Below are 12,354 nucleotides of genomic sequence, written 5' to 3'. Positions count from 1 at the left end.
GAAAAAACAGTTCGCAAACACCACGTTTGCCCTGACCTGAGACCAGCTTTTCGGAGCCTCACTTCACTTGAAAACATGAGGCTCCGAAAACTACTTGGTCCCTTCCCCCTGCTACAGGTTTTGTTATTCGATAAATCGCTGCTTAATGGGTAAGTCTATCCAGAAAACAGTTCCTTGGCCTTTACCTGATGAAACGGTAATCAGGCCATTATGGGCCCGTATAATACCGGAAGAAACCGAAAGCCCCAGACCGGTGCCATTACTTTTCGTGGTGAAAAAGGGATTGAAGATTTGTCCCTGGAGATTTTCATCTATTCCAGGCCCTGTGTCAGCGACCTGAACGCGCACCCTGTCTTCAACCACACTCCCGGCAAGAGACAGCTCACCTTCTCCGGCCATGGCCTGTGCAGCATTGAGCATAATATTGGTAAACACCTGGCGTAGACGCTCGCGATCTCCTTCAACAGCCGGCAACTCCTTGCCAAAGGCTTTCCAGACTTTAATTTCGGTCATTACGGTCTGATGATTGAGCTGTTCGAGTATTTCATCAATGAGTGCGGGGATCTGTACAGGTTCCAGATTAAGGGACTGTTGTCTGGAGGAACTGAGCAGATTCTGCGTAATCAGCGAAATCCGTTCCACCTGTTTCATGATCTCAGCCAATTCTTCGCGCTCACCGGCGTCTTCGGGCAAACTCATCTGCATGATTTCAACATTGCCCCTGATAATCGCAGCAGGATTATTGATTTCGTGGGCAACTCCAGTTGCCAGAGAGCCAATCGCAACAAGCTTTTCCTGGAGCAGCAGCTGTTCCCGGGTTTCAATCAGCTGCAGGCTTTTTTCCTTGAGCTGCGACGTTCGTTCAGCTACTTTTTTTTCCAATTCATGGTTGAGATTCTGCAACTCCTGATCACTGAGACGCAGAGCGTTGGTCATATCGGCGAATGCGTGGGTAAGATGACCGATTTCGTCCTGCCCGGCGACAGGTAAAGATACATCCCGTTCTCCACCGGCTATCTTCTTGGCTGAATTGGTCAACGCCAGGAGAGGCTGGGATAAACGCCTGGCCAGCCAGCCAGCCAACAGACCACCAAACACACACCCCACAATCAACAAGCCGAATAAGGTCATGAAGGCCCGTTTTTTCAGGGCGATCAGTGGTTTTTCCAGCATGCCCACATAGAGCGCACCAATGGTTTGCCCTGTATTGTTGAAGATGGGTTCATATGCGGTGAGGTACCACTCATTGACCACCAGGGCCCGGTCAAGCCAGGTGTCGCTATGCTGTAAAACAGCTTCAGCCACCTGTTCTGACACCAGGGTTCCAAGAGCACGGCTTCCATTCTGTAAGCGGATAGTGGTGGCAATCCGTCTTGTTTCCAGAAAAATTGTCGCACTCCCCACCGCTATGCCTTCATATTCGTCAGAGCCGTACACCACTTCCTGAATTCTATCAACCAGAGCCAGGTTGTTATTAAGCAATACTCCCCCGTAAAGACACCCCATTACTTTCCCAGAAGAGTCAAACAGCGGTACAGAAGCTATCAGAAACATCGCGCGCCGCTCAATTACCCCGGACTGACCGGTATGATCATATATCCTGGCTCGCTCAGCCAGGTCAGGATCATCGTGCTCCAGCTCAGCCTCACTCAACAACACGATCTCCTGTAAGGGCCCGTCAGTCAATGTTCTGGTGACGATCTCAGCAATACTTGTCACTTTTTTCCCATGGGTCGGCACCAGTGCCTTTGCCTTGGGACCGGTAAATCTGAGAATATCCAATTGTTCATGCTGTCGGATTTCGCTCAATAACTGCTGAAGAGACTCCCGATCAGAAGTTCGAAAACTTCCGGAAAGTGACAGTGAGCGTGCTGTAAAACGCACCACCTCATACAATCGCCGTTGCTTCTCCTCCAGAACCACCTGTGCTGCATTCAAGTCCTGGCGAATCTGTTTTTGAGTCTGATCAACGATTGAAGCATTGATTAAATAGGAAGCTGCCAGCGCCACCAGTACAAGAATCAGGACCAATGGCATCATGGTGGCGAGGGTGAGCTTGCCGCGAATGGAAAAAAATACAGAATAAAAAGGTGTTGTCATCAAGCAAGCAGTTCGTTTCTGGTAAGATCAAATTCCTTGATTTTACGATCAATGGTTCTCCTGGTCACCCCAAGTAATTCTGCAGCCTGGCTTTTATTCCATTTGGTTTCGCGCAGTGCACGAATAACCTGCAAACGTTCAGTTTCGCGCAGATTGAGGGGAAGGTCCTGCGGGTCTGCAGATTGTGGTTTCTTGTTGGCAAACGGCAGATGGGAAATTTGTATAACCCCGTCACGGGCAAGAATACTGCACCGTTCCATAACATTTTCCAACTCGCGAACATTTCCCGGCCAGTGATAGTTTTTCAGGGCATCCAAAGCCTCTGACTCTATCCCGGTAACGATGCGGCGCGTCTTCAGGGCAATTTTATGAAGAAAGTGCTCAGCCAGGGGTTCAATATCTTCTTCGCGTTCCCGTAGCGGTGGCAGTTCGACCGGAAATACGTTGAGACGATAGTAAAGATCTTCCCGAAATTCACCGTCTGCGACCTCCTGCTGCAAGTTTTTATTGGTGGCTGCCACGAAACGGACATCGACCTTTTTGATTCTGGTGGAACCAACCGGAATGAACTCTCCCTCCTGAAGTACACGCAATAGCTTGGCCTGCAGGGATGGACTCAGTTCACCGATCTCGTCAAGAAACAGGGTGCCATAATTGGCAGCCTCAAGCAACCCCTTCTGGGCATGAACTGCCCCGGTAAAAGCGCCCTTTACATGGCCAAACAGCTGGCTTTCCAGCAAAGGTTCAGACAGCGTGGCGCAGTTTAAGGCCAGGAACCGATTATTCTTACGTGGACTGGCATAATGGACAGCCGCAGCAACCAGTTCTTTGCCTGTGCCGCTTTCGCCTAACACCAGAACACTCAGGTCGCTGTCTGCGACACTGAGCGCGAGATTATATGCCTGGCGAAAAATATCGCTGCGAAAAATGGGTTGAGCAGGAACCTTTTGTTCCCGCAACTCCCTTTTCAAAGAGAAATTCTCTTCACGAAGATGGTGCTGTTCAAGGGTGTGTTTCACCACTGCGAACAGTTTTTCCTGTGGAAAAGGTTTGGTCAGATAGTCATAGGCACCGATCTTCATTGCTTCAACCGCTGATTCGATGGTTCCATGTCCGGTCATGATAATAACGGGCAACTTTACATTTATGGTCTGCAATTGCTTGAGTACCTCGATACCATTCATTTGCGGCATCTTGACATCAAGCAGTAACAGGTCAGCCTCGGTATCATGCTGTTCAATGCTGTTCAGCAGGAGCAGTGGATCAGCAAAATCTTCAACATGATACCCCCAGCTTTGGAGCATTTTGTTGAGATAGCGTCGCATCCCCTCTTCATCATCACAAATTATTATTCTCGGGAGCATATCAAATTACTCTAGGTACTGCGTATACATTTCGCCCTTAACCAGTTTGAACTATTCTTACCAATATACACCAAAACCAACAGGTTTCAGCGAGAAATTGAACTGCTAGCCAAGAATTGTTCTCAACATCCCGCTCTATTTCATAAAATATATCACCAAACAATCGAACAGATATCTGTGCCGGACAATTGGTCTATTCAGCAGTCATACAACACCTGCGAAGTGCGCATTTCTGTCCGGACCGAGACAGATGTATCCAGAAATCATACAAAAACAAAAGGATACAACCGCCCTCCCTGAAAGGGTTCAATCCCCTTTTTTGCCTGTTACTTCCGGCACCTCAGCGCTTTTAGAAAAAAACAGCAAAGGGATGGTGCGACCTTTGCTCATGACATTCAAAGTTTTTATAAAAAAATTTGATTCAAGGAGAGGGAAGCATGGGAATATCGAGACGCAATTTTATTAAAGGCAGTTGCCTGACTGCCGGTGCTGTTGCTCTGACAGGCAAGCAAAGTGAAGCTGGTGTTGATTCACCGGAAATGCGCACCAAAGGCTTGCAGACCAGCACCACCGTCTGTCCATACTGTGCAGTGGGATGTGGCATGATAGTCCATACCAAAAACGGTAAAATCGTGAACATCGAGGGAGATACCGAGCACCCGATCAATCAGGGCTCACTCTGCTCCAAGGGCAGCGCCCTGTTTCAGGTGGCAAACAACGAACGTCGCCTGGACAAGGTGCAGTATCGTGCTCCAGGCAGTGACAAATGGGAAGAAAAATCCTGGGATTGGGCCATGCAGCGTATGGCCAAGCTAATGAAAGAAACCCGCGACCGTAACTTTGTTACTGAAGAAGAGATCAACGGTACAACGTATACGGTTAACCGTAACGACGGGATGGCAATGCTCGGTGCTGCAGCTCTGGACAATGAGGAGTGTTATCTGCTGGGTAAATTTGCACGGGCAATGGGGGTCGGCTACCTGGAACATCAAGCTCGAATATGACACAGCGCTACTGTCGCCGGTCTGGCGGCATCGTTCGGTCGTGGAGCAATGACCAATCACTGGATTGATATCCAGCACGCCGATGTTATCGTGTGCATCGGTTCAAATCCTGCAGAAAATCATCCTGTTTCTTTTAAATACGTGGAAAAGGCAATGGATAATGGCGCCAAGCTGATCTCCGTTGACCCGCGTTATACCAGAACCTCATCCAAGGCAGACATCTACGCCCAGCTGCGCCCGGGCACCGATATCGCCTTTATGGGGGGGCTGATAAATTATCTGCTCACCAATGATCTGATTCAAAAGGAGTACGTGGTTCATTACACCAATGCTGCGTTCCTTGTCAGTGAAGATTTTGATTTCAATGATGGCCTTTTTTCAGGCTATGATCCAGAAAATTTCAGCTACAACAAAGAAAGCTGGGCCTACCAGCTGAATGACAACGGTATGCCCAAACGTGATGACACTCTTGAGCATCCCCGTAGTGTCTATCAGCTGATGAAAAAACACTATGCCCGCTACACTCCGGAAAAGGTCTGTGAGATTACCGGTACTGAAATACAGAGCTACATGGAAGTGGCGCGCACCATTGCTTCAACCCACAAAGCGGACAAGGTGGCAACCGTCATGTACGCAATGGGTACTACCCAGCACACCTACGGCACCCAAAACGTACGTTCCTATGCCATGTTGCAGTTGCTTCTCGGTAACATCGGCATGGCCGGTGGCGGGATCAACGCTCTGCGTGGCGAGTCAAACGTGCAGGGATCAACCGATTACGCAATTCTCTATCACATCCTGCCCGGCTACCTGAAGGTGCCGACCTATGATAATGTGAACCTGGCAGCGTATAACGAAAAATGGACGCCAAAAACCAATGATCCCCAGAGCGCCAACTGGTGGAGCAATACTCCAAAATATATGACCAGCCTGTTGAAGGCTTACTGGGGTGAAGCTGCCACGGAACAGAATGACTTCTGCTACGACTACCTGCCAAAAAGAAGCGGTAACTATTCCTATATCCGCTTAATGGAACGACTGCAGAACGGTGGCTTTGAAGGCATGGTGTTCATGGGAACCAATCCCATTGTCGGTGGACCGGATGTCAATGCCATTGCCTCTGGAATGGATAAGCTCAAATGGCTCGTAGCCGTTGACCTCTGGGAGACAGAGAGCTCTGTTTTCTGGAAGCGTCCGGGTGTTGATCCGAAAAGCATCGATACCGAGGTATTCCTGCTGCCAGCAGCCTCCTCTGTGGAAAAGGAAGGTTCCATCTCCAACTCAGGACGCTGGACTCAATGGCGTTATAAAGCGGTAAATCCTCCGGGACACGCTGAGAGCGATGCCTTTATCGTTCACCAGTGGGTTACCCACCTGAAAAAGCTTTACCAGGAGGATGGTGTCTTTCCCGAGCCCATTGTTGACCTGGCCTGGAATTACGGTGACGGCCATGAACCTGACATTGATCTGGTCGCTCGCGAATGCAACGGCCGGTTCACCCGCGATGTGGTGATCAAGGGCAAGGCCTTTAAAAAAGGAGAGCAGGTGCCCAGTTTTGCCTACCTGCAGGCTGACGGATCGACCACCAGCGGCAACTGGCTGTATTGCAACTCCTACACCGAAGAGGGCAACATGATGCAGCGACGGGGTAAGGAAGATCCCACCGGTATGGGTTTCTATCCTAACTGGGCATGGTGCTGGCCGGTCAACCGTCGCGTTCTCTACAACCGTGCTTCGGTTGACCTTCAGGGACGTCCCTGGAATCCTAAGAAACCGATTATCAGCTGGAATAGTATGACCCGAAAATGGGAAGGAGATGTGCCTGATGGCGGTTGGGTACCGATGAATGAGGACGAAACCAAGTCACCCTTTATCATGATTCCCGAAGGATATGGCAGATTGTTTGCGGCAGGTCTTGCCGACGGTCCGTTACCTGAACATTACGAACCGATGGAAAGTCCGGTTGCCAATGCCATGACCTCGCAGCAATGTAACCCTGCGGTCGCTATTCCCGGAAAAATAAATAACAGCGGCAAATACCCCTACGTCGGTACGACATATCGCGTCTCCGAACATTGGCAGGCAGGTGCCATGACCCGCAACCTGCCATGGCTGGTTGAATTGGTTCCGGACATGTTTGTCGAAATCAGCGAAGAACTGGCTGAATCCAAGAGTCTGAAAAACGGGGATATGGTTACCATCAGCTCAGAACGTGGCCAAATCGAGGCCCGGGTTCTGGTTACCGAACGAATCAAGCCACTCCGTGTGCAGGGAAAACTGGTCGAACAGGTTGGAATGCCATGGCATTTCGGTTTCAACGGTCTGGCTACCGGCGGTACGGCCAACACGCTTACCGCTGCGGTTGGCTGCGCCAATACCACTATTCCGGAGTTTAAAGCCTTCCTCTGCAATATCGAAAAAGGAGGTATCAACTCATGAGTGCGAATCATAACCCGAAGCAGAATACCTTTTTAATTGACCTGACCAAATGTACAGGTTGTCGCGGTTGCCAGGTTGCCTGCAAGCAATGGAATCAGCTGGAGGCGGAAGAGACGGAATTTTTCAGCGGTGAGGGATACCAGAATCCTCCGGCAATGTCGGAGTATACCTTCACCCGTATCAAATTCCGCGATTACCAGAAAAACGGTGAGAACGAGTTTGCGTTCTACAAAGAGATGTGCATGCACTGCGACGATCCGGCCTGTGCTTCGGTTTGCCCGGTTGGTGCTTTTGAAAAGACGCCGGAAGGCCCGGTCATCTACAAAGCAGACCGCTGCATCGGTTGCCGTTTTTGCATGGTTGCCTGCCCTTTCGGTGTTCCCAAATATGAATGGAGCAAAGGGCTGCCACTGGTTAGAAAGTGCACAGGTTGTTACAGCCGGGTCAAGGAAGGGTTAAAACCTGCCTGCGCCACTGCCTGCCCCACCGCGATCGAATATGGCCCCCGTGATGAGATGGTCAAGATTGCCAAAGAACGACTCGCAAATCATCCGGACAAGTATATCAAAAAAATCTACGGTCTGCATGAAGCGGGCGGTACCTCGGTTCTCTACCTGACCAACCTGCCCTTTGATGAACTGGGCTTCAAAGATGTTACCCAGCGGCCTTTACCGGATTACACCTGGCAGGCGCTGCGTTTTGTCCCGGCTTCTTTCCTTGCCGTGGGTGGTACGCTTTCCGCTCTCTCCTGGATAAATCACCGTCGTGAACGTCTGATGAATCAAAATGCAACCAGCGAGCAGGCACATACTCCTGCTGAAGAGAAGGAGGAGTAAAGATGACCGCTACTCAAAGAGTTGTTAAGGAAGTCAAGGCATACCACTGGTTTATCAAATTCATGATTTTCCTGGTGGCCTTAGGAGCGGCTGCCGCTGTGACCCGTTTTATATTTGGGCTGGGAGCAACCACCAATCTGGATGATACCTATCCATGGGGGTTGTGGGTTTCTTTTGACGTTGTTACGGCAGTACCATTGGCAGCCGGGGCTTTTACCCTGGGCGCTATTACCCACTGTTTTCACATAAAAAAGCTTGAGCCGTTGGTACGTCCTGCGATTGTCACCGGGTTTCTTGGCTACTCACTGGTCTGTGTCGGCCTGCTCCTTGACCTGGGACAACCACACAAAGGCTGGCACGTGCTGCGTTACTGGAACCTGCACTCGCCTATGTTTGAGGTTTCCATGTGTGTTATGGCCTATACCACGGTACTCTTCCTCGAATTCCTCTCGCCGGTGGCAGAGAAATTTGGTTGGAATATTCCGCTACGAATCCTGCGTTGGCTCGAGATGCCTCTGGTTATCCTTGCAGCATCCATTTCCACACTGCATCAATCTTCACTGGGTACGTTTTTCCTGATCGCAGTCGATAAGCTCCACAACCTCTGGTACAATCCGCTGTTGCCGCTGCTTTTCTATGTCAGCGCCATCTGCACAGGTATGTGTATTATCATTGTGGAAGCAACCGCCACCCATAAATGGATGGGCCAGCCAAATGAAGGGCCGTTACTGCGTACCCTGGCAAAAATTCTGCCCTGGACACTCAGTCTCTACATTGGGCTGCGCATTTACAGCCTGGTGGTACTTTCGGAAAGGCCACTGTTCGATAACGGCATTCTGACCATATTATTTTATACTGAGTTTATCCTGGGTTTTGTTCTGCCCTGCTGCATGTTCATGTTCAAGGACGTCCGCAACAGCGACACCCTCCGGGTAACTGCTGCGCTGCTGGTTGTCTGTGGTTTGATTCTCAATCGTTTCAACGTCTCGATGTTCGGCATGATGGACGCAAGTCATGTCTATTACCCGTCGCTTATTGAGTCACTGGTAACCATCGGCATCATTACTGCCCATATCCTGTTCTTCGTACTGATCGCCAAATACTTTCCGATCTTTGAGCATCATCCTGAGACCGTCGATTATTCTATCCCCGATTCATTCGGTAAGATCAATCCCGACAAACCAAAAGGTGCATCGCAAAGCGAAGCTGTTACCAGTATCAGTTAGCCCGTAATCCGGGTTAGAGCACCCTCACAACCGCCGTTTTCACCAAGAGACGGCGGTTGATTACCCCCTATTTCTACTGCAAATATACGCGTATGAAATTCGGGTTCATTGAGGGAAATGCCTACCTGGCATAAACTCATTTCCAATGGACTACCCCATGGAGAATAATACCCCACATCAAATAATTCGTGTCAGACAGGGTCGCAGTGAACAGCTTCTACGCCACACCGTTACCGAATATCCATTGCGCCTCCGGGTAAACGGGAACGATTTGGCAACCCTGGTCTGCTCCCCGCATCAGCTCAATTACCTGCTGACCGGTTTTTTTCGTCTCCAAGGTTTTATCGACACGCTTGATGATATTTTACTGCTTGAAGTATGCGAAAAATATGGTCTTGCCGAAATTCACCTGAATGACGAATTACCAGAGCGGTTACAACCAACCCTTACCTCGGGCTGCGGCACAGGCATTGCCTATAATCTGCCAACCAGCCTGCTCAACCAGAACAAACAAAGGCCACGCTATTATACCACCGGTGCACTCCTGCGATTGATGAAGGAGCTCAACGACCTTACTGAACACTACCGAAGCCACGGCGGTATCCACTCAGCGGCAATAGGCGATTATGATGGATCGCTATTGCTGCATGCCGAAGATATCGGCCGCCATAACACCATTGACCGAGTTGCTGGCGAAGCAATGGTAACCAACCTTGACCTGGTGGACAAAATGCTGGTCACCTCCGGCAGGATCTCAACGGAAATGGTAGCCAAAGCAGCCAGGCTTGGCGTTGGCCTGGTTGCATCACGGACATCACCCACCGACAAGGCCATCACTCTCTGTGAACAGGCTGGCATCACCCTGGTGGGCTATGTCCGAGGACAGAACATGGATGTATTCACCCATCCGCATCAACTGTCTGTGAGCAATGAAGAAGAACGCATCACCGATGTTACCGGGGTTATACTCGCCGGTGGAGAAAGCCGCCGGATGGGAAGCAACAAATCCCTGCTGCCCCTTGACGGTGCCCGCTTTATTGACCAGGTATACCGTCGAATGGAAAGTCTCTTTAATGAAGTTATCATCGTAACCAATACCCCGGATATCTATAAGGAAATTCCCTGTCGCAAGGTTCCTGATATGTATTACGCGCAGGGTTCCCTTGCCGGGCTTCACTCAGGACTGACCCACGCCAGAAACGAAAAAATCTTCGTCGCTGCCTGCGACATGCCGTTCATCTCTCCTGCAGTGGTTAAAGAAATCTGTGCCCATGGCGATCAAGGAGATCTGGTGATTCCGTATAGCAGTAACGGACACGAACCGCTCCATGCACTGTATAGCAAGAGTTGTTTGCCAGCCATGGAACAGGTACTCGATGCCGGCCAGAAACGCATCATTAGCTTCTTTGACAAGGTAAAACGGGTGAAATTACCGGCAAGCACGATTCGCCGACATGACCCTGATGAAAAAACGTTCAAGAACATCAATACGCCGGAAGATTATTATCGATTGCGCGGCACAGTGATTGATACAGACCAACCTGAGCGGCGTAAGGTCAGTAATACGTAAGAGGCATATTGGATAACTGCCGTATAGTGGTCAGGCTGTAAACAGTCTGACCTCAGGCCTGGACAGATATTTTATTCATCGCACTTTCGATTCAGCAGGGGACAACACATGCTCAACTCTTATGATGGCAGAGATCAGAGATTCGATTCAACAACACAGCACATATCACCGCTCAAAGACATCTCTCCTTCCATAGCTGCAACCGCCACGGCCAGCAAGCATCCACCTGCAGTCGCCTTCATAGCCCGATCTGGGACGGGTAAAACAACCCTGCTTATACAGCTGATCGCCGAGTTAAAGAGTCGGGGGTACAGAGTTGGGGCGGTCAAGCATGGACCTCCCAATTTTGAAATCGACCATCCCGGAAAAGACAGCTATCGTTTCACCCAGGCAGGGGCTGACAATATGCTAGTCTGTTCGGATAACAAACTGGCATTTGTCAAAAAACAGCAGCAGGCACCACCCCTTGACGAATTGTTGGCTGAATATTTTCCTGATGTTGACATAATCCTGGTCGAAGGATTCAAGTCTGCCGGGCTACCAAAAATTGAAATTCATCGCCACGGTCAAGGCAGTACCCTGCTCTGCCGCGGCGAATATTACGATCCAAACCTTCTCGCAGTTGTCACGGACAGCAATATGCCGATGGATGTTCCCAGGCTGGACCTGCATAAGCCAGAGCAAATCATTGATTTTCTCTTGCAGTTTTTTGCCATAGCCTGATTTGCTTGTAACTGATCACGGGGTTGACAACACCTATATTATATTTCAATAAGTTCTGAATTGTAACCGGCGACAGGTGCTTCAGATTTGGGCAAGCGAAAACTCCGGTAGGCTATCTATGCGGGAAACCGCGATCGTGCAAAGAGGTAAGCGACCAGCGGGAGACTTTTCCGGAGGGACTGTCGGGGTCATAGAGCGTGGCATGTAGTGAAAGAAGTGTCAGCAACCCGGAGTCTACGCTAACGAGCTGTTTTTCTTTAGGAAGAGGTTAAGTCAAAGAATAAGGACATGCCAGGCAAGAGCCAGGCAAAGATCCGCCCCCTTTACAACTAGCCGTTACACCGGCCGGAGTTGGTGAACTCTTTCATTATCAAGCTGAGTTATTGGTCAAAGTCGAGTAGACCGGTTTCTCCAGGCAAACAATAGATAGGGACTTCATTGACTTTTACTTGACGCCTCGTCGCACGCGACTACTACGTGTCATGAGCTCCTGTCTATAGAGTATTACCCGTTGGCCCCGGCCCCTCTCAGAACCGTGCTTGCGCTATTTACGCACACGGCTCCTCACACGATCAATTCACTAAAAGCCAAACATGCTGACCATTATACGTGGTTTCGGTAAAGGAAATCGCTCCAGCATTATATTGAACTTCTCCCAATTGAGACAGTTTCGCTTCCCCCTACGGTTCAGCCACTTAAAAAGCAGCTTCTTAACTCCTTCAAAGAATCGTTTAATTCCTGGAAAGTTATCGGTTACACCGTAGTAGTTGTAGTGGCCTGTCAATTTGGCTTTAGCTGTTTTCCAGAGATCTTTGGTTTTCATGATCCTGGCTTTCTTCAGCCAGTCTTTAAAGATCTTCAGTTTAGCGATAAACTTCTTGCGGGCTGTTACCCGTTTCATCCGAAACCCTTTGCCATCCCGTTTTGTGCTACAGAAATGGGTAAAGCCGAGAAAATCAAAAGTCTCTGCTTTTCTCCCCCTTCTGCCGGCATTTTGAACAGCAAATCGACCAAACTCCATCACTTTGGTTTTCGTTGGTTCCACCTCAAGGTCGAACCGGCCAAGACGATTTGTCAATTCCATATGAAATC

The 12,354-nt window shown here is 49.7% G+C and carries 8 protein-coding genes; 5 read left to right on the top strand and 3 right to left on the bottom strand.

Annotation, left to right across the window (positions count from 1 at the left end):
• Positions 1 to 123: 123 nt before the first annotated feature.
• Both G493_RS0118850 and G493_RS0118845 read right to left on the bottom strand, forming a co-directional pair.
• Positions 124 to 2,100 carry a HAMP domain-containing histidine kinase gene (locus G493_RS0118850; RefSeq protein ID WP_028581654.1) on the bottom strand — a complete coding sequence of 659 codons (1,977 nt, stop codon included), beginning with the start codon at positions 2,098 to 2,100 and terminating at the stop codon, positions 124 to 126.
• Positions 2,100 to 3,464, bottom strand: a complete 1,365-nt coding sequence (locus tag G493_RS0118845) for a sigma-54-dependent transcriptional regulator (RefSeq protein WP_028581653.1) — start codon at positions 3,462 to 3,464, stop codon at positions 2,100 to 2,102. The genes G493_RS0118850 and G493_RS0118845 overlap by 1 nt, the downstream gene beginning before the upstream one ends.
• 437 nt (positions 3,465 to 3,901) lie before the next feature.
• On the opposite strand from G493_RS0118845, the gene fdnG reads away from it, so the two are divergent.
• From fdnG to mobB, 5 genes are all read left to right on the top strand, one after another.
• Positions 3,902 to 6,907, top strand: a complete 3,006-nt coding sequence (fdnG, locus tag G493_RS0118830; RefSeq protein WP_084813657.1) for a formate dehydrogenase-N subunit alpha — start codon at positions 3,902 to 3,904, stop codon at positions 6,905 to 6,907.
• Positions 6,904 to 7,743, top strand: coding sequence for a 4Fe-4S dicluster domain-containing protein (locus G493_RS0118825; protein WP_028581649.1), 840 nt, complete (start codon positions 6,904 to 6,906; stop codon positions 7,741 to 7,743). The genes fdnG and G493_RS0118825 overlap by 4 nt, the downstream gene beginning before the upstream one ends.
• A 2-nt stretch (positions 7,744 to 7,745) precedes the next feature.
• Positions 7,746 to 8,969: an NrfD/PsrC family molybdoenzyme membrane anchor subunit gene (nrfD, locus tag G493_RS0118820; RefSeq protein WP_028581648.1), complete on the top strand. Its 1,224-nt coding sequence runs from the start codon at positions 7,746 to 7,748 to the stop codon at positions 8,967 to 8,969.
• Positions 8,970 to 9,126: 157 nt separating this feature from the next.
• Positions 9,127 to 10,539, top strand: coding sequence for a formate dehydrogenase accessory sulfurtransferase FdhD (fdhD, locus tag G493_RS30105; protein WP_051309570.1), 1,413 nt, complete (start codon positions 9,127 to 9,129; stop codon positions 10,537 to 10,539).
• Between the two features lie 108 nt (positions 10,540 to 10,647).
• Positions 10,648 to 11,262 carry a molybdopterin-guanine dinucleotide biosynthesis protein B gene (gene mobB / locus G493_RS0118810; RefSeq protein ID WP_084813656.1) on the top strand — a complete coding sequence of 205 codons (615 nt, stop codon included), beginning with the start codon at positions 10,648 to 10,650 and terminating at the stop codon, positions 11,260 to 11,262.
• Positions 11,263 to 11,842: 580 nt separating this feature from the next.
• Here mobB and G493_RS33735 read toward each other — a convergent pair.
• A partial coding sequence (locus G493_RS33735; RefSeq protein ID WP_028581646.1) for an RNA-dependent RNA polymerase family protein occupies positions 11,843 to 12,354 on the bottom strand: 512 nt, incomplete at its 5' end.

This window comes from Desulfogranum japonicum DSM 18378, assembly GCF_000429945.1.
Classification (GTDB): domain Bacteria; phylum Desulfobacterota; class Desulfobulbia; order Desulfobulbales; family Desulfobulbaceae; genus Desulfogranum; species Desulfogranum japonicum.
Note: the sequence above shows the minus strand (reverse complement) of the source record. Positions and strands in the feature narration are given on the sequence as shown.